The 23,261-nt window shown below is 65.2% G+C and carries 22 protein-coding genes; 14 read left to right on the plus strand and 8 right to left on the minus strand.

What is annotated here, in order from left to right; translation table 11 throughout:
* The 4 genes from HMPREF3009_RS05180 (at position 1) to HMPREF3009_RS05195 (ending at position 4,491) form a co-directional block, all read left to right on the plus strand.
* Positions 1–1,905, plus strand: coding sequence for a pyruvate kinase (locus HMPREF3009_RS05180; protein WP_070680491.1), 1,905 nt, complete (start codon positions 1–3; stop codon positions 1,903–1,905).
* Positions 1,906–2,041: 136 nt separating this feature from the next.
* The gene (locus HMPREF3009_RS05185; RefSeq protein ID WP_070680494.1) at positions 2,042–2,290 is read left to right on the plus strand and encodes a FeoA family protein; all 249 of its coding nucleotides are present in this window, start codon (positions 2,042–2,044) and stop codon (positions 2,288–2,290) included.
* A 3-nt stretch (positions 2,291–2,293) separates the two neighbouring features.
* Positions 2,294–4,228, plus strand: a complete 1,935-nt coding sequence (feoB, locus tag HMPREF3009_RS05190) for a ferrous iron transport protein B (RefSeq protein WP_070680497.1) — start codon at positions 2,294–2,296, stop codon at positions 4,226–4,228.
* Positions 4,228–4,491 carry a FeoC-like transcriptional regulator gene (locus HMPREF3009_RS05195; protein WP_049157080.1) on the plus strand — a complete coding sequence of 88 codons (264 nt, stop codon included), beginning with the start codon at positions 4,228–4,230 and terminating at the stop codon, positions 4,489–4,491. The genes feoB and HMPREF3009_RS05195 overlap by 1 nt, the downstream gene beginning before the upstream one ends.
* Here HMPREF3009_RS05195 and HMPREF3009_RS05200 read toward each other — a convergent pair.
* Together HMPREF3009_RS05200 and HMPREF3009_RS05205 are read right to left on the minus strand one after the other, a co-directional pair.
* Positions 4,469–5,953 carry a PH domain-containing protein gene (locus HMPREF3009_RS05200; RefSeq protein ID WP_232760974.1) on the minus strand — a complete coding sequence of 495 codons (1,485 nt, stop codon included), beginning with the start codon at positions 5,951–5,953 and terminating at the stop codon, positions 4,469–4,471. The two genes, HMPREF3009_RS05195 and HMPREF3009_RS05200, sit on opposite strands and share 23 nt — an antisense overlap.
* Positions 5,950–6,399: a PH domain-containing protein gene (locus HMPREF3009_RS05205; RefSeq protein WP_049157078.1), complete on the minus strand. Its 450-nt coding sequence runs from the start codon at positions 6,397–6,399 to the stop codon at positions 5,950–5,952. The genes HMPREF3009_RS05200 and HMPREF3009_RS05205 overlap by 4 nt, the downstream gene beginning before the upstream one ends.
* 58 nt (positions 6,400–6,457) lie before the next feature.
* On the opposite strand from HMPREF3009_RS05205, the gene HMPREF3009_RS05210 reads away from it, so the two are divergent.
* Together HMPREF3009_RS05210 and HMPREF3009_RS05215 are read left to right on the plus strand one after the other, a co-directional pair.
* Entirely contained in the window at positions 6,458–6,718 is a 261-nt protein-coding gene (locus HMPREF3009_RS05210) for a helix-turn-helix transcriptional regulator (RefSeq protein ID WP_039673876.1), read from the plus strand.
* 7 nt (positions 6,719–6,725) lie between these two features.
* Positions 6,726–7,196: a hypothetical protein gene (locus tag HMPREF3009_RS05215; RefSeq protein ID WP_070680499.1), complete on the plus strand. Its 471-nt coding sequence runs from the start codon at positions 6,726–6,728 to the stop codon at positions 7,194–7,196.
* A gap of 5 nt (positions 7,197–7,201) precedes the next feature.
* On the opposite strand, the gene HMPREF3009_RS05220 is transcribed toward HMPREF3009_RS05215, so the two are convergent.
* Positions 7,202–10,339, minus strand: a complete 3,138-nt coding sequence (locus HMPREF3009_RS05220) for an error-prone DNA polymerase (protein WP_070680504.1) — start codon at positions 10,337–10,339, stop codon at positions 7,202–7,204.
* 165 nt (positions 10,340–10,504) lie between these two features.
* Between HMPREF3009_RS05220 and HMPREF3009_RS05225 the strand changes: the two genes are divergently transcribed.
* From HMPREF3009_RS05225 to HMPREF3009_RS05235, 3 genes are read left to right on the plus strand one after another with little or no spacing between them, the layout of a single operon-like run.
* Positions 10,505–11,395, plus strand: coding sequence for a MetQ/NlpA family ABC transporter substrate-binding protein (locus HMPREF3009_RS05225; RefSeq protein WP_049157071.1), 891 nt, complete (start codon positions 10,505–10,507; stop codon positions 11,393–11,395).
* Positions 11,396–11,411: 16 nt separating this feature from the next.
* The gene (locus tag HMPREF3009_RS05230) at positions 11,412–12,551 is read left to right on the plus strand and encodes a methionine ABC transporter ATP-binding protein (protein ID WP_369816107.1); all 1,140 of its coding nucleotides are present in this window, start codon (positions 11,412–11,414) and stop codon (positions 12,549–12,551) included.
* Positions 12,548–13,228: a methionine ABC transporter permease gene (locus HMPREF3009_RS05235; RefSeq protein ID WP_046648398.1), complete on the plus strand. Its 681-nt coding sequence runs from the start codon at positions 12,548–12,550 to the stop codon at positions 13,226–13,228. The genes HMPREF3009_RS05230 and HMPREF3009_RS05235 overlap by 4 nt, the downstream gene beginning before the upstream one ends.
* 18 nt (positions 13,229–13,246) lie before the next feature.
* Here HMPREF3009_RS05235 and HMPREF3009_RS05240 read toward each other — a convergent pair whose 3' ends face one another.
* The gene (locus HMPREF3009_RS05240; RefSeq protein WP_070680508.1) at positions 13,247–14,131 is read right to left on the minus strand and encodes a sucrase ferredoxin; all 885 of its coding nucleotides are present in this window, start codon (positions 14,129–14,131) and stop codon (positions 13,247–13,249) included.
* Between the two features lie 98 nt (positions 14,132–14,229).
* Here HMPREF3009_RS05240 and HMPREF3009_RS05245 point away from each other — a divergent pair, with 98 nt between their 5' ends.
* A complete protein-coding gene (locus HMPREF3009_RS05245) occupies positions 14,230–14,883 on the plus strand; it encodes an AMIN-like domain-containing (lipo)protein (RefSeq protein WP_083312713.1) in 654 nt (217 codons plus the stop codon).
* Positions 14,884–14,888: 5 nt separating this feature from the next.
* On the opposite strand, the gene HMPREF3009_RS05250 is transcribed toward HMPREF3009_RS05245, so the two are convergent.
* Both HMPREF3009_RS05250 and HMPREF3009_RS05255 read right to left on the minus strand, forming a co-directional pair.
* Positions 14,889–16,433: a DNA polymerase Y family protein gene (locus tag HMPREF3009_RS05250; RefSeq protein ID WP_070680512.1), complete on the minus strand. Its 1,545-nt coding sequence runs from the start codon at positions 16,431–16,433 to the stop codon at positions 14,889–14,891.
* Positions 16,430–17,113 carry a hypothetical protein gene (locus tag HMPREF3009_RS05255; protein WP_070680515.1) on the minus strand — a complete coding sequence of 228 codons (684 nt, stop codon included), beginning with the start codon at positions 17,111–17,113 and terminating at the stop codon, positions 16,430–16,432. The genes HMPREF3009_RS05250 and HMPREF3009_RS05255 overlap by 4 nt, the downstream gene beginning before the upstream one ends.
* Before the next feature lie 59 nt (positions 17,114–17,172).
* On the opposite strand from HMPREF3009_RS05255, the gene HMPREF3009_RS05260 reads away from it, so the two are divergent.
* Positions 17,173–17,583, plus strand: coding sequence for a hypothetical protein (locus HMPREF3009_RS05260; protein WP_070680519.1), 411 nt, complete (start codon positions 17,173–17,175; stop codon positions 17,581–17,583).
* A 25-nt stretch (positions 17,584–17,608) separates the two neighbouring features.
* Here HMPREF3009_RS05260 and HMPREF3009_RS05265 read toward each other — a convergent pair whose 3' ends face one another.
* Together HMPREF3009_RS05265 and HMPREF3009_RS05270 are read right to left on the minus strand one after the other, a co-directional pair.
* Positions 17,609–18,262 (minus strand): response regulator, encoded by a 654-nt coding sequence (locus HMPREF3009_RS05265; RefSeq protein ID WP_070680521.1) that lies wholly within the window; start codon positions 18,260–18,262, stop codon positions 17,609–17,611.
* A gap of 2 nt (positions 18,263–18,264) precedes the next feature.
* Positions 18,265–19,413 (minus strand): ATP-binding protein, encoded by a 1,149-nt coding sequence (locus tag HMPREF3009_RS05270; protein ID WP_193394660.1) that lies wholly within the window; start codon positions 19,411–19,413, stop codon positions 18,265–18,267.
* A gap of 113 nt (positions 19,414–19,526) precedes the next feature.
* Between HMPREF3009_RS05270 and HMPREF3009_RS05275 the strand changes: the two genes are divergently transcribed.
* The 3 genes from HMPREF3009_RS05275 to HMPREF3009_RS05285 are packed head-to-tail and all read left to right on the plus strand — an operon-like array spanning position 19,527 to position 22,849.
* A complete protein-coding gene (locus HMPREF3009_RS05275) occupies positions 19,527–20,582 on the plus strand; it encodes a PspC domain-containing protein (RefSeq protein WP_070680524.1) in 1,056 nt (351 codons plus the stop codon).
* A gap of 11 nt (positions 20,583–20,593) precedes the next feature.
* The gene (locus HMPREF3009_RS05280) at positions 20,594–21,646 is read left to right on the plus strand and encodes a threonine aldolase family protein (protein WP_070680526.1); all 1,053 of its coding nucleotides are present in this window, start codon (positions 20,594–20,596) and stop codon (positions 21,644–21,646) included.
* Positions 21,647–21,679: 33 nt separating this feature from the next.
* A complete protein-coding gene (locus HMPREF3009_RS05285) occupies positions 21,680–22,849 on the plus strand; it encodes an HNH endonuclease signature motif containing protein (protein WP_070545949.1) in 1,170 nt (389 codons plus the stop codon).
* Positions 22,850–23,261 lie beyond the last annotated feature (412 nt).

Genomic DNA, 23,261 nt, shown 5'->3' on the forward strand with positions numbered 1-23,261 from the left:
ATGTGGGTGAACTTTCACACCGAAGGAGACACCTTGCCTAGCCTGCGCCCACTGCTTGATTCCCTCATCACCCGCGTCGAAGCTTCGTCTGCCGCCCACGCCACGCAGATCGCGCGCGTGGATCCCATCCACCGCCCCGGCGCGGTCAACCTCGTGCGCTACATGGAATTGCGCTCCCAAGACGCCGTCGAACTCCAGGAAGGCCTCACGGCGTTGGGCGCCACGAGCCTCAGCCACCCGGAGCCCGCAGTGCTTGAGCGCCTCCACGCCGCGCGCAACGTGCTCGACGCCTTCGATGGCCACGCGCCAACCTATCCTGTGCAGCCCATCGCCACGGCTTATGCTGACGCGGACGATATCCTCGACGCCAACACCGAAGCCCTCCTCGGCCCTACCCAGGAGGACACGCACGCGCGCATCATGGTGACTCTTCCTGCTGAGGCCGCGGAGGATTATGAACTGGTCCTCGGTTTCGCCCGCGCGGGCATGGAGTTAGCCCGCATCAACTGTGCGCACGATGACCAGGCGGCGTGGACAAAGATGGTGGAACACGTCCACCGCGCCGCTGAAGAGGTGGGGCGCGAGATTCTGATTTCCTGCGATATTGCTGGCCCCAAGGTCCGCACCGGCAGCATCGAGCCGGGTCCGCAGGTCATTCGCGTGCGCGGCGAGCGCAGCGCTGCGGGCGAGCTGCTGAGCCCAGCAACGCTCGTGCTTCACGACGCCCCCTCCTCTACCCGCGCCCACGGGGTGGCGGGGGAGGCGTCGCCAAGCGCGGCCCGCCCGGCGGTAGCGCTGGAGGTGGATGACGAGTGGTTGGCGCGCCTGCACCCCGGCAGCGAAGTGCGCTTCACGGAAGCGCGCGGGCGCTCGCGTGTGTTCACCGTGGAGAGCGCGGAAGCAGGCGTGGCGGTGCTGCACGGTGATCGCAACTGCTACCTCGCCGAGGAAACGGTGTTGAGCCACGGCGGGGACACCACGCAGGTGCATGGGGTTCCGGCACTGGAGCAGAAGATTCGCCTGCACCGCGGCGAGGAGTTGGTGCTGAGCACTTCGCAGGAGCCGGCGCGCATCGTCGAGGGCGAGGTGACCACGATTGGGTGCACGCTGCCGGAGGTGGTTGGCGCGCTCAAAGTGGGGCACCGGGTGATTTTCGATGATGGCGCCATCGCCGGCCGCGTCCGCGAGGTGCGGGAGAATGGTGCGGCGCACGAGGCCGTCGTCACCGTGGAGCATGCGGGACCGACCGGCACCAACCTGGCCGCCTATAAGGGAATCAACCTGCCGGATACCGACGTCCCGCTGCCCAGCCTCACCGAGGAAGACATCGAAGCACTTCGTTTTGTGGCCACGCACTGCGATATCGCGGCGGTCTCCTTCATCCGCACGCCGGCTGATGTGGCTTTCCTCTATGACACGCTCGAGGCGATTGCCGCCGAGCAGGAGTCCGAGGAGATGGCGCAGCGCGTGCGTGACCTGGGCATCGTGCTCAAGATTGAAACGGTTCCCGCCTATGAACAGCTGGGAAGCGTGCTGCTGGAGGGCATGCGGCACGCCAAGTTCGGCATCATGATTGCGCGCGGTGACTTGGCCGTGGAGTTGGGATTCGAGGAGATGGTCCAGGTGCCGGGGCGCATCATGAAGGTCGCGGAGGCGGCCCACATCCCGGTCATCATGGCCACGCAGGTTCTGGAGACCCTAGCCAAGACGGGGCTTCCCTCCCGCGCGGAAATCACGGACGCTGGCTATGCCCTGCGCGCGGAGTGCGTGATGCTCAACAAGGGGCCGCACATCACGGAGGCCATCCAGATTCTGGACCGCATGTCCCGCAAGCTAGGCCAATCGCGGCTGAAGAATCGCCAGAGGCTGCGCCAGGTGAGCAGCTGGTCCACTCCAAACGCTTAATGCGCCGCGCACCTGCGCCGCGTGGTGAGGATCACCTAAGAGATAGCTACAAACCTAGACGGACCTATGTTTACTAAGGGTAACCTATAAAGGTAATGCTTATTCGGTAGTGCTTATTTAAGGAAGAGGGCTCGCCGTGAAGTTATCTCAGTGCCCACGACAAACCGCCGACGCTATCCCCATGGGATGCACCATCACCTTGGGGAAAGAGTGCATTTCCTGCACCTGCGACACCGCCCTAGCGGTGCGCCTCGGCGAGCTAGGAATCCGCCCCGGCGCCACGTTGACCATGGGCCCGCGCGTGGCCGGTGGCGCGCGCGTTGTCTCGGTCGGCAGCTGCCGCTACGCCATCGATAAAGCGACGCTACAAGCCATCGAGGTCTAAACCATGGCCACCACGAAACCCAGCTGCCACGGCGATCCGGGCGGCGCGGTAGCCCCTCTTGGCGCTCCCATCATCGCGCTCGTCGGCTCCCCCAATTCCGGCAAGTCCACACTGTTTAACGCCCTAACCGGCGCGAAGGCACAAACCGGCAACTGGCCGGGTACCACCGTTGAGGTCAGCCGCGGTGCGTGGAAGATCGGTGAAGCAACCGCCGATCTCATCGATTTTCCCGGCACCTACTCGCTCGACCCGCTCAGCCCCGATGAGGCGCTCACCCGCGCCATGCTCATCGATTGCCCCGCAGATGAGCGCCCCGACGCCGTCGTCGTGGTCGTCGATGCCAGCGCCGTAGCGCGCGGCCTCAACGTGGCGCTCCAGTTAGCGGAGCAGCCCTACCGCCTCATCATCGCGCTGACGAAGACCGACGTGGCCCTCAACCAGGGCCAAACAGTGGATCCCGTTGCGCTCGCTGAATCCACCTCCATCCCGGTGGTGGTGGTTGATGGGCGTAAGCGGGAGGGCGTCGAGAAGCTGCGAGAGGTTGTTGTTGATTCTCTGGCGGCTGAGCCCGTGCAGCTGCGCGAGGACGCAGGTTTGGAGGCCCGCTTCGCGGAGTTGGATGCGGCGGCGAAGGCCTCGGTGAGCGAGGTCGAGCACGCCACGCCCCTCTCCCACCGCCTCGATGCGGTGGCCCTTCACCCGGTAGTGGGGCCGCTGCTGTTTCTGGCCGTGATGTGGGTGGTCTTCCAGATCACCACCACGGTGGCCGCTCCCCTCCAGGATGGCCTGGAGGCACTGGTCTCGGGCCCCTTGAGTGACTGGGCGCGGGCGGGGCTAGAAGCCATCGGCTTAGGCCACCCTCTCATCACGGGCCTGCTTGTCGACGGCCTCATCGGCGGCGTCGGCATGGTCCTCACCTTCGCCCCGCTCATGGCGCTGATGTTCTTGTGCTTGGCGGTGTTGGAGGATTCCGGCTACATGGCGCGTGCCGCGGTGGTCACGGACCGTCTCATGCGGGCCATCGGTCTGCCGGGCAAGGCTTTCATCCCCATTGTCGTGGGCTTTGGCTGCAACGTGCCGGCGATCTCGGCCACGCGCGTGCTGGGCAGCCCGCGGCATCGCATCATGACCGCGCTGCTCATTCCGTTTACCTCGTGCTCGGCGCGCTTGGTGGTCTTCGTCATGCTTTCGGCCACGTTTTTCCCGGGGCACGCCGGCAGCGTGGTGTTCATCATGTACGTCATTTCCATCGCGCTGCTCGTGCTGGTGGGTTTGGCGCTGCGAAAGACGCTGTGGCGCGCGGTGCCTGAGGAAGCGCTGGTTATTGACTTGCCGACGTACCAGCTGCCCACCGTGCGCCTGGCACTGAGCGTGATGTGGACGCGCTTGAAGGGCTTCTTGCAGACGGCCGGCGGCATCATCGTGAGCACCGTGGTCGTGGTGTGGCTGCTCATGGCCATCCCGGTTGGGGATGCGGCGCAGGATTCTTCGTGGGGTGAGCCGCCGGCGCCGGAGGATTCCGCCTATGGGGCGGTCGCGCACGCCATCGCTCCAGCCTTTGCCCCGGCTGGCTTCGACTCGTGGTCCCTGGCGGGCCCGCTGGTGACCGGTTTTGTGGCCAAGGAGGCGCTGATTTCCACGTGGGCGCAGACCTACGCGGTCGAGGATGTCACCGACGCCTCCGCGGAGGAACAATCCCATAGCGCGCTCAGCGATCACGTGCGCGCGGACTTCGAGCAGGCTTCTGACGGTCATCCCCTCGCCGCGGTGTGGGCCTACATGCTCTTCCTGCTGGCCTACACGCCCTGCGTGGCCACGATTGCCGCGCAGCGGCGAGAGATTGGCTGGCGCTGGACGCTCTTCGGCTTCGGCGTCCAGCTGGCCACAGCGTGGGTGCTGGCTGTAGCGGCCTTCCAGATTCTGAAGGTGTTTATCTAATGCCCGCCTCCCCCATCCAGGCCGTGCAGGAAGCCATCGAATCCGGCGTGCGCTCGCGGGCGGCCATCGCGGCACAGACCGGGCTGGAGCCCGGCACGGTGGACCTCATCCTGGATCACCTCACCGCCAGCGGGGTACTCGATATGGAGCCACTCGGCTCCTGCCCCGCGGGCGGATGCGGGTCCTGTTCGGCGGCCTCGGCGTGTGCCGGCCCCAGCAGCACGCGTGGGCCGGTTCTGCTTAAGCTTCGTCGCTGCCCCTAACCGCGCTGTCACGGGAGTCTTCACGTGGGTTCTGCCGCGGCTCAACCTGTGAGATGTTGACGGATGAGTCCATGGGACTTAGCGCTGACTCCATGGCAGGCAGGCGGCGGGAGCGCAGGCGGGTGAGGAGCTCGGAGGCGTCGGCAGGCGTGAGGTCTTGACCAGCCATCTTTACTGGCCCCGCCACGAGGTCAAAGCGCACAGTGCGCACGCCTGCAAGGTGGCTAAAGGGCCCCACCTTCAGCGTGAGCTCCTGGATATGCGGGGTACCGATCACCATGACGCGGCGGTTGATGCGGCCGCGGTGCACGATGGTCACGGGTTGGGGTGAATCCACCAGTGTGACCGACTGCTGCTTGCGGTCGATGGGGCTAACCCAAGTGGCGCGGCGCGGGGAGGTATAGGTGGGCTGGGTATGCCCCTCGGGGCGCGCGAAATCCTCAATCTGCGCACGATCCAGATCGGAGATGAGCTCTAAAAGCTCCAGCGCCTGCTCGCGGGTACCCACCGGCAGGATGCGAGTGGAACCGGACTGCTTACCGCTGCCCTTCGCGCCATAACCAGCTACAGAGACGTGCACCTCGTACCAGCCGAAGCGCCGCCATAAGAAGGGCTGGCTTACCCGCACGCCGTGGATGCGGCTAATGCGGATGGTTTGGCGGCGGCGGTCGGCAAGACCGTAAGAGACGTTGAGGGCGTTGGTGGGGGCGTCGTGAAGCGCGGTGAATTTCCAGGAAGAGTCCACCAAGCCCCAGACGCTTCCAACAAAGCCCACGATGATGGGCAGCAGCGCGGTCCACATACCCGGGATGAAGAGCAAGCCCCCAATAACGAGGGCCGCGAGGAGCGTGGGCAGGCGCAGCGCCTCAGCGGCAATCGTGCGCAGTATGGGAATCTCCGGGATCAGCGCGGCGGCTTCCTCCGCTTCCGGCGCCGGCTCACTGGCAGGGTTCTTATTCGTGCGCCGCAGCAACTCCGCGCGCAGCTCTTCTGCTTTCGCTTTGGGCAGGTACTCAATCTTGATCACCGACGAGGTACCGCCGGCGGTCTCCACCCGAACCGTGGCCAAACCCAACAAGCGCGCGATGATGGATTCCACGACGTCCACCGCCTGGATGCGCTCATAGCGCGCGGAGCGGAAGGACGTGGAGATGACGCCGTGGCGCAGCGCGATTTCATCCTCGGTGAGCTTGTAGCCCAGCTTGCGCCACCAGATTCCGGAGACCAGCCAAATCACTGCGCACACCAGCACGAAGGCGCCGATACCCAGCAGGGTACCGCGGCCGACCTCGCCGAGGTTGCCGCTCTGCAGGTAAGACACCACGTCCGAAATCATGGCGGCGTTGATGTTCACCGCAAAAATGGCCACCAGCGCTAAAATCAGCGACCAAAAGCGCAGCAGCGGGGTGAGGCGGTGGACGCGAATGTAGCCGTCGGCGTCGATAAGCGCGCGGTCCTTCACAGCCCACTCATCCTCTCGCGAGCCTTGACGGCGAGGCGCTCGCGCAGGGCATCGGCGTCCGCGGCAGGCAGGCCGGGGATGGTGGCGTCGCTGCTGGGCGACGCCGTGTGCAACTTCACCTTCTTCAGCCCCATCGCGCGCTCGATGGGGCCGGCCGTAACGTCGACGAATTGGATGCGGCCATAGGGCACGACGGTGAAAGTGTGCCAGATTTTGCCGCGGGTGACGAGCAATTCGTCGGCGGTTTCCTGCCAGCCTAGGTTTTTGACCTGCGCGGGGATGAGCCAGAGCTGATAGAGCGCCCACACAACGAGCGCTCCGGCGACCCAATAGAGCCAGTCCCACCAGAAATATGCCGCCGCGGCCGCCAGGGCGGCGAGGATGACGTCCCAGCTCAAGCGCGAGATGTAGCGGGCTTTAGTGAGTGACGGGGATACGGGATTCATGCCGCCACTTTAACACGAACCCTTGACAAGTCGTTGGGTTTATACAACACTGTGGTGCATGTCCCCAAAGAAAAAGCCAACCCGCCCACTATTTAACCGGGTCCGCGTGCTCCGCGTTGAACGGGACATGACGCGCGCACAGCTTGCCGACGCCATCGGGGTCAACCCCCAAACCATCGGCGCTCTCGAGCGCGGCGACCACTCCCCCAGCTTGGACCTCGCCTTCAACATCTGCGAAGTTTTCAATCTACCCGTGGAAGCCGTGTTCTCCCGGACCGAATTCACCCCCATGTCCTCCGAAATCTACCGAAAGGACTAAACCACACATGTCCGCCTCTATTCCCGATTCCGTTAAGACCCGCAAGCGCTACATCACCCTGACCGACCTGTCCACCGCCCTCATCATCGCTTCCATTCCCCTGCAGTTCTGGAGCGCCTTTACCTCACTCATGGTGGCCGCCCTTGGAACTTTGCTGTGCGCGTTGATGACCGCTCGCCTGCGCGCAACGATTGGTGCCGCTGACCTGCCCACGACGGAACTTGATGAGTATCAGATGCAGCAGCACCTTGAGGCCCGCGACGACGGCCTCAAATTCTCCCTCGCAGCACTCGTCATCTTGCTGCCAGTGACTGGCCTTATCGCCTGGGGTGCCCGAACCATGCCCATCATGGATGGAGTATTCGTATCCCAGCTCTACCTCAAGATCATCCTGCTGCTCATGGTGTGGGTGCCCTTCTCCGTGGCACGCTCCCTGGCCGGAAAGATGAACCGCGACGAGCTCATCTCTAAGGAATAAGCCGCTTAGCGGAAATCCCGCGAGCCGCGCGAAAGGGCCTCACCGAAGGCCAGCGGCTCCAGCCGGTCCGCGGCAACCGTGACCGCCCCGGAGGCGTTCTGCACGATGCCGCGCACGATGAGCGCGGGCGCTGTTCGCGCGGTGACCTTATCCCGAGCCCACAGGCCGGGCGTAACCATCACGTTCATCAACCCGGTCTCATCCTCCAAACCAAAAAAGACCACCCCGCCCGCTGTCTGCGGGCGCTGGCGGTGCGTGACCACCCCGGCGATGCGCACGCGGGTGCCATCCTCCACTGCCGGCAAATCCGCCGCGGATAGGATGCCGCGGGCCTGCAACTCCCCGCGGACCTGCTCCATCGGTTGCTGGTTGTGGGTCACGCCGGTGCTCGCCACGTCCGCCGCCATGAGCTCAAAGGCGCTCATCCCCGGCAAAGACGGCGCTTCAATCGCAGACAGCCCCGGCAGCATCCCTGCCCGTTCTGTTGCGGCCACGCCCGCCTGCCACAGTGCCTGGCGGCGATCCCCCCCAAAGACGTCCAAGGCCCCCGCCACGGCGAGGGCCTCCACGTGATCGACGGTGAGGTCGGCGCGGCGGGAGAGATCGGGGACGTCGCCAAACGGCGCGGCCGCTTCAATGCGATCGGCGGCCTTATCACCCAACCCCTTGATGAGGTTAAGCCCCAAGCGGATACGCGCCTGACCGTCCGAGCCCACCACCACGCGCGCCTCGCGGCCCGACTCGTTGACGCTGACCGGCAGCACCTCCACCCCGTGGCGGCGGGCATCCTGAATAAGCGACTGCGGCGAGTAGAAACCCATCGGCTGCGCGCGCAGCAGGCCCACGCAAAACTGCGCCGGGTAATAGCGCTTAAACCACGCCGAAAAGTACACCAAGGAAGCAAAAGACTGCGAGTGGGACTCCGGGAAGCCATAAGCAGCGAAGGCCACAATCTTGGCCCACAACTTATCCGCCACCTCCCCGACGATCCCGTTGGTTTCCTCCAAGCCCTCATAAAAGCGCTGCTTGAGCGCTGCCATCTTGGCCGGCGAGCGCTTCGAGCCCATCGCGCGCCGCAGGTCATCCGCCTCCGCGCCGCTGAACCCGGCGGCATCAACCGCAATCTGCATGAGCTGCTCCTGAAAGAGCGGAATCCCCAGTGTCTTGCCCAGGGACTTCTCCAGCACCGGGTGGTCATAGGTCACCGGCTCCTTGCCATCGCGGCGGCGCAGGTAGGGGTGCACCGAGCCGCCCTGGATGGGGCCCGGCCGGATGAGCGCGACCTCCACCACGAGATCGAAGAAGACCCGCGGCTTGAGCCTCGGCAGCGTGCTCAGCTGCGCGCGTGATTCCACCTGGAACACGCCCACTGCATCCGCGCGGCAGAGCATGTCATAGACTTCCGGGTCAGCCAGGTCCAGCTCCCACAGGTTGACCACCCGGCCGGTGCTCTCCTCCACCAAGTCCATCATGTGGTGCAGCGCTTCGAGCATGCCCAGGCCCAGCAGGTCGAACTTCACCAGCCCGGCCGCGGCGCAATCATCCTTATCCCATTGCAGCACCGAACGATTCTCCATGCGCGCCCACTCCACGGGCACAACATCCGCAATCGGCCGGTCGCACAGCACCATGCCGCCGGAGTGAATGCCCAGGTGGCGCGGCTGACCCAGAAACTGCTCGGCCAAGCATTCAACGTCCGAAGGCGCGAGCGCAATGCCCTTCGACCAGGCATCGGCCGAGCCCTGCGGGTAGCCCAACGCGCGGGCGGCATCCCGCAACGCCCCTTTGCGGCGGTACGTAATCACGTTGGCCACCTGCGCCGCCTTCTCGCGGCCGTGCTTGGCGTAGACGTACTGGATGACTTCCTCGCGCCGGCCGGATTCAATATCGATGTCGATATCCGGCGGGCCATCACGGTCCGGGGAGAGGAAGCGCTCAAAGAGCAGTCCCGCGGAAATCGGCTCCGTGTTCGTAATCCCTAGCGCGAAGCACACCGCCGAATTCGCCGCCGAGCCGCGCCCCTGGCACAGGATGTTCTCCCGTTTACAAAAGTCCACGAGATCACACACGATAAGGAAGTAGCCGGGAAAGCCCAGCTGCTTGACGACACCCAGCTCATACCGCATCTGCTCCCACGCCCGCTCCCGAATCTCCTCTGGGCGCGTGGCATAACGTTCGGCAGCGCGCTCAAAGGTAAGGTGCTCCAGCCAGGACATCTCGGTATAGCCTTCCGGCACGTCGAAATCAGGCAGGTTCGGGGCCAGCGCCTCCCACGTGAAGCTGCAGTCCTCGAGGACGCGGACGGTTTCGGCAATGAGCTCGGGGCGCTCAGGCAGCAGGCGCGCCATTTGTTCCCCGGAGCGCAGCCAGGACGAGCCCATGGGGTGGGAGCTGGGGGAGGCGTCGGCAAGCGCGAGGCGTCTGGACAGGGCTTGTTTGGCTCCAGCCAACCGCGCGTGTTCACGCGTGGCGGCAGCCGGGCGCGCAGTGGCAATGGCGCGCGAAACCGGCAAGGAATCCAACAGTAGGTGGTGGTCCGCGTCCTCCGGGAGCTGGGTACATGCATACTCCAGAACCATGCTGTCTATTTTTATTCCCTCGACCAAAAGATCGAAATGCTCTACCCATTCCCAGCCCACCAGGAAGAGGCACTCATCCTGCAACTGCGCACCAATCTCCACCAAAGAAGGATAGGACACGACCCCCTTCTCCCCCGCCTCCATGTGAGCGCGGGAGATAAGCCGAGATAGACGCCGATAGCCCTCCGGGGTGCGCGCCAGGACGGTCAGCGGAGCTGGGTCGAGACTGAGCTCCGCCCCGAAGACCGCAGGCAGGCCAACTTTGGCGGCGGCCTCCGCAAACTTCATAAGACCATAGAATCCATCCCGATCTACCAGCGCAATCCCCCGCAGGCCCAGTTCGACGGCGCGCGCCACGAGCCCCTCCGGCTCGGAAGCGCCACACAGAAAGCTATAGGAGCTCACCGCATGCAGCTCGGCGAAAGGCACGGCGGAATGCCCCAACTTCGGCGCGTCCGTGGCCTGCGGTAGGTGGTCCACCGAGACCGGGACGGGCCCCGGGCGACCAGAGAGAATCCTCTCCACCCGGGACCACGGCAGCGCCTCACCCCCATTGAATCTCATAGCCCCACACACTATATTCGAACACAGGTTCCAGTCAAGGTTTTCGTTGAACAATTCTCCGAATAGACAAAGCGGTTCAATCGTTGCTAGTTTTTCGTGCAGCGCACAAATCCTGCGGTGACACGACTTGCCGCACAAACCAAGAAGGGACACTAGGAACCCACCATGAGCATCCGTCGCGTACTTGCTGCCACCTCGGCAGCCGTCATCGCCGCAACCGGCCTGGTTGCTTGCTCCTCGGACTCCGCTGAGTCCAAGGATTCCGGCGAGGCCATCACCAAGGACTCCACCATCACCATCGGCACCACTGACGCCAACATGGAAGAGTGGGCCGTCTTCCAGGACCTGGCCAAGGAAGCCGGCTACGACGTCAAGCTGGAGAACTTCGCCGACTACAACACTCCGAACCAGGCTCTGGACCAGGGCCAGCTGAGCACCAACAAGTTCCAGCACCTGAAGTTCCTGGCTGAGTACAACAAGGGCAACGGCACCGATCTGGTCCCGCTGGCCTCCACCGAGATCTACCCGCTGGCCATCTACTGGAAGGACCACAAGGATCTCGCTGGCATCGAGGGCCAGGAAGTCGCCATCCCGAACGACTCCACTAACCAGGGCCGCGCCATCGGCCTGCTGGTTCAGGAAGGCCTGGTCACTCTCAAGGAGAACAGCCCGCTGACCCCCACCCCGCTAGACATCGATGAGGACAAGTCCAAGGTTAAGGTCACCCCGGTAGATGCTGCCCAGACCCCGGCCGCCTACGGCGAGGGCAAGCCGGCTGTCATCAACAACTCCTTCCTCGAGCGCGCCGGCATTGACCCGAAGTCCGCCGTCGCTCAGGACGACCCAGACTCCGCCGAGGCTGAGCCCTACATCAACGTCTGGGCCGTGCGCGCCGACGACGCCGACAACGAGGCCCTTCACGAGCTGGCCAAGCTGTGGAAGGACCCGAAGGTCACCGAGGCCGTCCTGAAGTCCTCCGGCGACACCGCCGTGGCCGTCGACCGCTCCCAGGAAGAGCTCCAGGAAATCCTGGACCGCCTCGAAGAGCAGGTCTAAGCCCCGCGTAATCCACATGTCCCCCGCGCTCACGCTTGATTGCGTGACCCGGGGGATTTTGCCCGTTACTCCCTCCTCACTCACTACACGGACACGTACAAAGGAAACCCACGTGACTGAACAACAAGGCGCCCACCGGGGCACCCGGATTGAATTCCGCAACATCACCAAAGTCTTTAAAAACAAGAAAACCACCACCACCGCACTCGATAATGTCTCCCTGACCGTCGAGCCCGGCGAAATCATCGGCATCATCGGTTTCTCCGGCGCGGGTAAGTCCACGCTGGTGCGCATGATCAACGGTCTGGATAAGCCGACCTCGGGGCAGCTGCTTCTCGACGGCACCGATGTCGTCCCCCTCCCCGAATCCAAGCTGCGCGGCATCCGCCGCAACATCGGCATGATCTTCCAACAGTTCAACCTCATGTCCTCGCGCACCGCGGCGGGCAATATTGAATACCCGCTGAAGCTGCAGGGCGTCGAGAAGCAGGAGCGTAAAAAGCGCGTCCAGGAACTGCTGGAATTCGTCGGCCTGGCGGACAAGGGCGATAACTACCCGGAGCAGCTCTCCGGCGGCCAGAAGCAGCGCGTCGGCATCGCCCGAGCCCTGGCTAATAACCCTTCCCTGCTGCTGGCGGATGAGGCCACCTCGGCGCTGGACCCCACCACCACCCACGAGGTGCTCGACCTGCTGCGCAAGGTCAACCGCGATCTCGGCATCACCATCGTGGTCATTACCCACGAGATGGACGTCGTGCGCTCCATCGCCGACAAGGTGGCCGTTATGGAAAACGGCCGCGTCATTGAGGCCGGCAGCGTCTACGAGGTCTTTTCCAATCCGCAGACCAAGGTGGCGGAGAAGTTCGTGGCCACCTCGCTGCGCAACACCCCGGACGTCGTGGAGGCCGATGACCTGCTGGCCCACGAAGGACGTTTGTTCACCATCAACCTGACGGAAAAGTCGGGCTTCTTCGGCGCCGCCGGCAAGCTCGCGGACGAGGGAGTGTCCATCGCCGTGGTCCACGGCGGCATCACCACCCTGCAGAAGCATTCCTTCGGCAAGATCACCGTGCGCCTCAACGGCCCGGATGCCGCCATCGAAGACTTCTACGCACATATGCAACGCACCACCGACATTGAGGAGATCCAACGATGAACGTCACCTACCTCGCGCAGGCCAATTGGGATCGACTGGGCGGCACGCTTGTCGACGCCGTCAAGGACACCCTCATCATGGTCGCCACCACCCTGGTGATCGCCGGCATCATCGGCTTGGTTCTCGGCATCCTGCTCTACACCACCCGCCCGGGCGGCATCCTGCAGAACAAGCCCATCTACTTCATCATCAACATCCTGGTGAACTTTGTTCGCCCGATTCCCTTCATCATCTTGCTGGCCTTTGTCCAGCCGCTGACGGTGGCGGTGCTGGGCAGCTCTATCGGCCGTGAACCGGCCACGTTCGTCATGGTTATTGCGGCCACGTTCGCGGTGGCGCGCATCGTGGAGCAGAATCTCGTGGCGCTGGACCCGGGCGTGATTGAAGCAGCCCGCGCGATGGGCGCTTCGCCGTGGAAGATCATCACCACGGTCATCATTCCGGAGGCGCTGGGCCCGCTGGTGCTGGGCTACACCTTCCTGTTCATCGGCATCGTCGACATGTCCGCGATGGCCGGCTACGTCGGCGGCGGTGGCTTGGGTGACTTCGCCATCGTCTACGGCTACCGCGCCTTCGAGTGGGAGGTCACCGTGGTGGCTACGCTTATCATCATCGTGCTGGTGCAGGCAGCGCAGTTCTTTGGCAACTGGCTCTCGGCCAAGATTATGCGCCGCTAGCCGCGCCGACCCCGTGCTCTATACGCTGCGCTTTTCGACGCGGCGCGCGGCATAGAAACGAGAGGTCTTCGGCTCGTCTCCACAAGAAGAGACGACGCCGGAGGCCTCTTTTTCTTCGAGTTCTACGTCCCATGCGCGGCCATCGCGGTGGCGCACAACGACGCTATTCTTTGCGGCGGGGTTCTCCGCCGCGGGGTTCTCCGCCGCGTCGACGGTGAGGTCGCCGTAGTGGAGGGTCTCGGAGGCGTCGAGAAGCTGGCGCGCCACCGCGAGCTCCGCCACCTGGCCTTGGGGCATGGTGAGGCCGGAACCGCGGTTGGCGGGGTAGAAATACTCGCCGTGCAGCGCCTTGCCCACGAGCTCGCGGCCAGCTTCCACGTTGAGGCGGCCAAAGGAATAGCCCCACGGCATCAGCAGCACCGACGGCGCGAAGCGGTGCCCCTTGGTGTGGGAGGTTTCCCACACGGTCTCCTCAAATTCGCATGCCAGGGAGGCAGCAAGCGGGCGGCCCTTGATTGCGCAGCAGGCATCGCGCTTGGCGTGGGTGCACACGAGCACCAGCGGCAGGCACGTGCCGGTGGGGTGCTCCAGATCCAGATCGAGGATGTCCTCCGGGCCGTTCAGGACGTAATCCTGCACTAACCCCTCGCGTGCCCACACGACGAAACAACGGAAGTGCCCCGTCCCCCGCTCGTGCCCGGCGCGCCCGGGGCGGCGAATGAGCTGCAGGCCCGCCACGCCTTTGAGCTTGGCCTTGAGCTTCTCGGTGAGGCCTGGGCCAAAAGTACGACCATCCAGCACGTCGCGAGACCAGGCCGTAGGCCACTCAAAAAGGACATAAACAGATTCTTGTTTAGCGGTACCAGCCAGGGGCTCGACCTGGACATCGGAGCAGAAGGTCATGGCGCCATCTTAACTGGTATCACTCCTTTCACAACAATGTGGTTACGATGTTTACTTCAATGCATAGAATGTCTCGCGGTACCGCTACCCTCGGAGTTATGCCGAAACACAATCTCTTGCGCACAGCCGCCCCCGTGGCCGCACTCGTTGTCTCGGGTGCGCTCGTGCTTCAGGGATGCGCTCCGTCTTCCTCCTCGGACGGCGGTACCGACGGCCCCACGAAGACTCTCGACGCTACCTTGTCCGGCGCCTCCACCTCCACTGCCACAGTCACTCCTGCTGCCCCCTCCCCCGCCGCACCGGCTGGGCTGACTCCGCTGGGCGACGCCAACATGGAGATGAAAACCCTCCGCCCACCGGCTCCCTCGGAGCTGGTGGTGACCGATGTCCGCGTGGGCAAGCATGAAGGTTTTGACCGCGTGGTCTTCGAATTCGTCGGGAACGGTTCACCGGGCTGGTTCATTGATTACACCGATGCCCCCGCCCAGCAGGGCTCCGGCAACCCGATTCCTTTCAAGGGTTCCACCGCGCTCGACGTCAGCATCGACGGCACTGCTTATCCCTTCCAGCTCGATATGGAAGACCCGAATATCGGCACCGTAAACGGCGCCGGCGGGCTGGTAACCCAGGTGGTCAGCGGCGGTACCTTCGAGGCTCGCTCGCAGTTCGTTATCGGGCTTAATGAACGCCACCCGTACTCGGTTCAGGTGCTCACGGGGCCGACGCGCCTGGTCATCGACATCTTGAATTAAGCCGTTCAGGCATAGGTTGCCTCCACAGACCAGCGCCCGCCTGCCCACACGAGGAGCCAGGCGCGCTGGCCTTTCTCGTTTTCTCCGACGACTTGCAGACGCGCGCAGCGCTGCGCCGCGCCTGCTTCCCACCACCCGGTGTCTACGGGCCACGGGCCGGCCCAACCGGTCACCCGGTAGCGGTGGCACCCCCATCCCAGACCCGCCGGCTCCCCGGAAAGGAGGGCCTCGGCGGTGACGATGACCTCCTTCGAGGAGACGTCGATAAGCCGAATCCGCGCGGCCGGGTGCGCCAGGCTCGCCGGGAGCGGCGCCGGGATGCGCCCCGGCCAGGTGCCCTCCGGCTGCGGATCGCGCTGCTCGCCATAGGGGACGTACTCGATGCGCTCGGCCACCCCACGCCCGCCCGCCGGGCGAGGCTGCAGCACGCGGTCCACCCCCAGCTGGGATTGCACCCGCGCGATGACACGCTTGGCCTGCTCCGCGGATTCGCCTGCGCCCCACAGGAGTCCATCCCCCGGCGGGGCGACCTCCACCGGCTCCAACGCCAGCTTGACGACGCCTCCTCCCTCACCCGGCGCACTCCCCGCCCACGCAGCACTCAGCCAGCCATCGAGCTGCCAGCGCACGCGGTCCGCCGTGGCGGCCTCGCTGAGCGCTTCCTGGGTACGCCAGATCCGCTCCAAACGCTCGCCGCCCTCGAACTCCGCGGCAACGCGCAGCCGCAGACACACCACGCCGGCCTCATCGAGCACCACATGCAGGCGCGCCGCGAGCTGGCGCGCGGCAAAGGCCGCGGCGTCTACGCGCTCTAAGGGTTCTTCGAAGCCCTGCTCCACGCCCAGGTCCGGGCGTGCAAGCTCCGGCGCCACGCGCCGATCCGGTGCGGCCGCGGCCACCGCGTGGCACCGCCGTCCGGCCTCGCCGAAACGGGTGGTGACTTGGCGCAGCGGCAAACTCGCCAGCTCCCCTAACGTGCGCACGCCCAGCTGCTCCAAGGCATGCACCACGTCCGCCGCACACCCCAGCGCCACTTCCGCGGCCAATACTCCCACCGGCTGCTGAGCCAGAAAGTCGCGCGAGCCGCCTGCCGGGACTACCGCACCCAGGTTGTGGTGCCGCGCGGCAATCAGCGCGGTGGCGATCTCATCGGCGACGCCGACGGTGGCGTCGAGATGGGATCTGGCGGTGGCGTCGACAAGCATCTCCACTGCTTTTGCCTCACTGCCGTGGAAACGCCCGGCCGCGCCCGCATCCACAATGACCAGGCCCGGACGCAGCACCTCCACCGAGGAGGCCACCGCATCCAGCCCCGCGGCGATCTCCGCGAAAACCACCCCGTCCCGGTCCGGGTTGACCTCCTCCACGCGCAGCTCCGGTAGGAGAGCTTGGGCTTGGCGCACGCGCATCCCGCGGCGCACCCCCGCCCGGCGCGCCGCCGCGTTGCAGACCGCCACGCGGTGCTGGGCGGCGATAGCGCACGCTGCCCTGTCGGCGTCCTGCAGCGCCTGGATAGGCCAATCCGGGAACCACAGCGCCGCGACCCTCACACGACCTCCAGGCGTGGGCGCGCGTCCAGACGCTGCCCACACGTGAGCACTCCACGGCGCGGGCGCATGCTTGCCGACGCCACCCGCACCCCTATATCAACTCCCCAAATACGCCCGCTGCCCCGGCCCAAGCCATGCACCGCGACGACCTCCGCACCTATCTCCATCGCCGTTCCTGGCAGCCGGGTTCCCACGGTGAGCAGGGCCGCCTGCCCTGCCCGCACTTTCGCCAGCACGGGGCGCGCCCGCGTGGGGCTCAGCTCGCCTGTGCCTTTGTGCACCACCAGGTCCAGCCCCTCACACAGCACGCTAGTTACCGCCCAGGGTTCCGCGCCCGGTTCGGGCACCGCGATGACCCGGGAGATATCTCCATCCTCAACCACCTGTGCGAGTGAGAGATCGGGCCAACCCACCACCGCAACGTGTCCGCCCGCCGCGCTAACATGGGATATCAGCTCCACCACGAGAGCGGCACATTCCGCACAGACGGTTGCTCGCTTGCGGGGAAGGCCACCGCCCGGGAGCAGCTCAGATAGCCCTTCGGGGACGCCGAGAAGCTCCACCTCCGGCTGCACCTGCGCAGCAACATCCGGGGTTTCCAGGCGTTGAATCTGGGCGCGCAGGACCGCAATTTGCTCGGCCTGCGATCCGCCCACCACACGAACACCTGTTTGATTCATGGCTCCTATTATGAACCTCTCTCCGGACGCGCGCAATTGCGCTGGTAGCGTTAGGCGCCATGAATCCCCTCCGCACGCACACCACCCCAATCCCCACTCCGCTGTGGGTGCGACTCGGTTCCTCACTGTTGGCTGGTGCCGCCGTGGCGGTGGGTACCAGCCGCATCCACTTCGGTCTCGCGCTGGGGCTCAGCCTGCTCTTCCTCCTCGCGGCCTGCGCGCTCGTACTCCTACACCCCTACCGCGCGGACCTGCGTGATTATGCCCAGCGCCACAACGTCACCATGCTGCCCAACGCGGCACAGCTCATCCCGCTTATGGTGCTGTGGTTGATGGTCATGTTCTCCCCACTCCTCGCGCTGCCTGCCTGGGGCAGCGCGCTGGTGTGGGTGCTCGTTTCAGGCGCGGCCTTCCTGCTCTTTCCCCACGTCGACGGCTCCCGCAAGCTCGCCTACGCACCCCCTGCCTAAACCCAACCCGCCTAGGCCAGGCTGTTTAAGCCAGGTCGCGCGAGGTGGCCCAGCGCGTGAGCTGATGGCGGTTGGACTGCTGGGTCTTGCGCAAAATATTGGAGGCGTGTGTTTCCACCGTCTTCACCGAAATAAACAGCTGCTTGCCAATCTCGCGGTACGTATAGCCGCGCGCAAGCAACCGCAAGACCTCTAGCTCGCGCCGCGTGAGCGCATCCACCGCCGGGTCTTGTCCCTCCTCCGGCTCCGGCGCGGGCGAACCGGAAGCAAAAGCGTCGAGGACAAAACCCGCCAGGCGCGGCGAGAAATACGCATCCCCGCTGTGCACCTGCACCACCGCCTCGGCCAGATCCGGGCCGGAAATATTCTTCGTCACATACCCGCGCGCGCCCGCCCGAATCAGCGCAATCACGTCCTCCGCCGCATCCGACACGCTCAGCGCCAAAAACACCGGCCGCGCCGGCTGATTAGCCGTCGCGTTAATAACGGCGAGGCCACCGCCGTCGGGCATGTGGACGTCGAGAAGCACCACGTCCGGGGAGGTACGCGCAATGCCCTCCAGCGCCTCCGCAACGGTCCCGGCATCGCCCACGATCTCAATCTCCGAGGACGCCGCCAGCTCCGCGCGAACGCCCGCGCGAAAGACGGAGTGATCATCAACCAAAAAGACCTTCACCATGCTCATAACGCTACCGCGAGCTCCACCTCGGTGCCCTCCCCCGGGGTCGAGGAAATCCGCACGCGCCCACCAGATCCTTCTACGCGCGCGCGAATACTGTCACGAATCCCATGCCTATCAGCGGGAATATCCTCCACGTCGAAACCCACCCCGCGGTCGCGCACAAAGATACTCAGCTCGCCCGCCAACAACTCCGCATAAACATCCACCACGTCCACACCCGCATGCTTGCCGGCATTCACCATGGCCTCACGCGCGGCCTGGATAAGCAACTTCGCGGACTCCGTCAGCTCCGTGTCTTCACCCACCGTCACCGCAGATACCCGCATGTCGAAGAGATCTTCCACCTCCCCGCACGCTGCTTCGAGGGCACCGAAACAGGTGGTGGGGGCGGCGGAGGGAGCGTCGAAAAGCCAGGCACGCAGCTCGCGTTCTTGGGCGCGCGCCAAACGCGTCACCTCGCGCGAATCCCCCGCCCGCTTCTGAATCAGCGCCAGCGTCTGCAGCACCGAATCGTGCAGGCGGGCGGCAATCTCGGCGCGCTCCTCCGAGACCGCCTTGGCCGCCTGCTCCTGCGACAGCGAGCGCCAGAGCTTCAGCACCAGCGGCACCACCAGCGCGCCAAAGCCCACCAGCGTCAGCGCCGTGGCCAGGATCGCCGAACCCGATCCGCTCTCCCACGTCACCGCCGCCACCACGACGCCACCGATGACCAGGACGGCACCGGCCGCCACAGCAACCAGGCCCACCGGCGTGTTCAGCCCGCGGTCATACGCCAACCACGCCAGCACCGCGCCGATGGCCACCACCGCCAATGGCACCGCCACGCTTAGCGACGCCCCCGAAACCCCCAACACACCCACCGCACTCCCCGCCAGCGCCAGGAACACCAGCACGAGGGAGAGGGGGCTGCGGCGGGTGGAGGGGGCGTCGTCAAGCGCGGGCGTGAAAATCCACAGCCCGGCATAGGCCATCGCCCCCACCCCACCCAGCAGGGTCAACGCGGTCAAGGCGATGCGCACGGAGAGCGCCGAAACCCCCAGATTCTGCGCCAGCCCCGCCGCCACGCCGGCGACCACGCGGCCAGATTGGGGGCGCGACATCACGGGATAGGGCGCCGCGTTCTCGGCGGGGACATAGGGCGAAGTCATACTAGCCATAGTCCCACGCGCCACCCCTCGGGCACATCAGGGACAACCCTGAGGTCAAAAAATCAGGGCGATTACCGATACCGCCGCGAGGCCCCACACGGCACCATAAAAGCATGACGAAGAACAGCACACTCAACCAGATGTGGACGACCCGCCCCGTCCGCCTTCCCAAGAAACAGGGCGGTGACGCGCACATCGCTGGTGTCTGCGAAGGCATCGCGGTGCGCTACCAGCTTGACCCCACGATTGTGCGCGTGGCCTTCGTGGTCGCAGCACTCGCCTTCGGCGGCGGCATCGCCGCCTACCTCCTCGCGTGGGCGCTCATGCCGCGCTTCGGTTCGCCCTACTGCCCGCTCGATGCGGCCATGGGCAAGGATGGCGTCAAGGAGGAACAAGAGCTCGGCTGGGTGCTGATTATCGGCGTCCTTCTGACGTTTGGCTCCGGCCCGCTGTTCCTCAGCGGACAATTCCTCGCCGGCCTTCCGCCCGCTGCGCTGACCTTCGGCCTGTTGGCGCTGGCGTGGTACGCCCTTCACCAACGCGAACCGCTACCGCCCAGCGGGCTGTTGGCTGCCGAACAGCCGGTGCGCGAGGAACCGGTCAACCTCAACCCTTATACCCCAGCAGACGGACACCCCTTCCCACCGGGGCGCACGACCCCGCCGTCCTGGGATCCACTCGGCGTGGTGCCCGATGCCTGGGACCTGCCGGAGCCGGGCCCGCGGGAAGAACCGAAAAAGAAGCGCGGTTCGCAGTGGGCTGAGGCCGCGATTGCTCTCGGCGCTGTGGGGGCTGCCCTGGCGATTGCCTTCTTTGGAGTCACCTTCGTCATCGAGGCCGACGAAGAATCCGGCTTCAGCGCCCGCTTCAATGTCGGTTCTCAGCACATCGCGCCCACCCATGAAGATGAGCTCCAGGAATACTATGACCTAGGTATTGGCACCTCAACGGTGGACTTGAGCCAAATCGAAGACCTCAAGGAAAAGCACGATGTCACCATCGACGTCGGCATCGGCAGCGTCGAGGTCATCCTCCCGAAGGACGTCCCTGTATCACTCACCTGTGACAGCGGCTTAGGAGAAAGCAACTGCACCAACCGCCATGACGATGATGCGCTGCTAGATATCCGCATCGACCAAGGTATCGGCGAGCTCACCGTCACCGGCTAAACTGGCCACCCATGATTCACTTCGGCAACGACTACCACCGCTCAGCCCACCCCCGCGTCCTTGATGCCATCGCGGGGGCGGGTGGGGCTTATGCCGGCTATGGCGCCGACGAGCTGTGCGCCACGGCCGCTGAGCGCATCCGCACTGCCTGCCAGGCGTCGAACGCTGAGGTGCATTTCATGGTCGGTGGCACGCAGGCCAACGCCACCATCATCGCCCACCGCCTGCGCCCCTGGGAAGGCGTTATCGCGGCGGATAGCGGGCACATCGCCACCCATGAGACGGGCGCCATCGAGCACACCGGGCACAAGGTCATCACGTTGCCGAACCAGCTGGGAAAAATCACCGCCGCGCAGGTTCGCGCCTGCATGGATGAGTACCGCGCCTCCGGGGTGGAAGAGCACATGCCGGAGCCCGCACTGGTCTACATCACGCAGCCCACCGAGTTCGGCACCGCCTATTCCCGCGACGAACTCGTGGCCCTGCGCGAGGTCTGCGACGAGTACGATCTGGGCCTGTTTGTCGACGGCGCCCGCCTCGGCTACGGCCTGTCCGCCTCGGATATCACCCTGCCGGACCTGGCCGCGCTTGTCGACGTCTTCACCATCGGCGGCACCAAATGCGGCGCCCTCTTCGGCGAAGCCATCGTCTTCCCCGCGGGTGCGCCGCGCTTTCGCAATGCGATGAAGCAAAACGGTGGCCTGCTGGCCAAGGGCTGGTTGCTCGGTGCGCAATTCGCCTCCCTCTTCAGCGCACCAGGCGATGAGGTAACCAGGACGGCAGCAACGACCCTCTACGAGCAGATCTGCGCCCGCGCCAATGCCCAAGCCCAGCGCATCGCCGAGGCATTTCGTGCCGCAGGCATCGACATGCTCTTTGACTCCCCCACCAACCAGCAATTCGCGCTGTTGACCCGCGAGCAGGAAGAGAAGCTCTCGCAAGACTTCGTGTGCCAGTTCTTCGAAGAACACGAAGGCCTGCGCGTGGTGCGATTCTGTACGGCGTGGTCGACGGAAGAGAGGGACGTCGATAAGCTCTGCGCTGCGATTTCTGCGCTCAAGTAGCGAGGTTCCCCGGCCTGGTTTAGGCTGTGGGCTATGCAACTGGGGGGTTACATTCAAGCACTAGCGCGCGGGCTCGACGTGGTCGAGCAATGCGCCGGTGTCACACGCGCTCAGCTGGTTGAGATGGGTGCGCGGCCGGATTTCGCGGAGAAGCTCCTAGGGCTGCACGCGGTGTATTTCGGGGACACGATGTTCCGCTCCCGGCAGCGCAAGGCCCGCCGCACGGGCCACGACGTGTTCACGCTCCTCGATATCGAGCGCTATTGTTCCAAGCTCAAAGCCCGCAGGGCCTGGGAGCTGCGCCAGCTACTAGCTGCCACCCCGCGGGAGAAAATCCCCATGGTGGCGAAGGCAAAGCTCAAAGAATGGCGCCCGCCCAAGGACCCCGCCCCAGGCGTGCGAGTGACGCGGCGCGCGGGCCGCAACCACACGCTGAGCATTACGGATTCCTCGCTCAATATTTCTAAGCTGCTGGCCGTGCTTAAGACCACTGACAAGGACTTGCTCACCGCGGCGCATACCGTGTTCCGCGGCGGGGGTGGCTCCGGCCAGAAGCTGCAGTCCAACGTCATCGTGCGATTGGATGAACTCGACCGCATAGTCGACGGTGATGGCGAAGAGATTGAACTACAGCTGACCAATGGGGCCACGATGACGGGTGCGGAGTTCGTGCGCGAAAAGCTTGCCGACGTCGGCCTCATCACCCTCGTCCATCCCCACCACGGCCCCGTGAACCTGTACATGGCGAGCCGTTTCGCCAACACCAAGCAGCGCCTCGCGCTGTCAGCGGAGCACCCGACGTGCGCGTGGCCGGGTTGCAACGCGCCTGCCGACGACTCCCAGATCCACCACCTCACCCGTTTCCAGGACGGCGGGCCGACAAACATGGCCAACTTGGTGCCGCTGTGTGCATACCACAATGCGGTCAATGACGATGATCCAGAAAAGCCCACCGGCCGCGGGCGCCTCGACCGCATCGATGGCCGCGTGCACTACCTGCCGCCGTGGGCGGGGCCGCCGATTCCCATTGAAAGCCCGGCCCACCCGCCGCGCTCCGCTCCGGGGCCAGCTCGCGCATCCACGGATCCGCCGGCATCCGGCCCGCCCGACCCACGCACCACGCCGCGTGGGACACCAGCCCCTGTCTCCGGCGCGCCACCGCATAACTCCGGCGAACCTCCGGACCCGCCACCGAGTTCATGAGTGCTTTTAGTCCGTAGACTTCGCCCTGATCTCACGGTGGAAGCCCCCCCCCGCCGGCTCAATGGTTCAGCGGCTCGCGGGTCACCGCTCCGCCGAACCAACCGGTCGCAGGCTGCCGCTCCGCAGCCCCACCAGCCGGAGACACCCTACGGCACACAGCCGCTTTAACCAGCCGCTCGCTGAGAAAATTTGCTCGGCGTGCGGCTACTCGCGCGCGCGATATAGAGGTATGCGTCCTTGTGCCGTGCGTACTAACGCCGTCGATACTGGCAACGGGCACGCTAACGCCATCCAGACTGGCGCCTGTCGCGACCACCCCCTGGAGGGTACGCAGGAGCCTGGCACCGCGCCATCTGCCCCCATTCCGCGGAGCTGAGTGCCGGGGATCGAAAACGGGGAACGCGGCCGCGCC

Source organism: Corynebacterium sp. HMSC034H07 (assembly GCF_001815175.1).
Lineage (GTDB): Bacteria > Actinomycetota > Actinomycetes > Mycobacteriales > Mycobacteriaceae > Corynebacterium > Corynebacterium hiratae.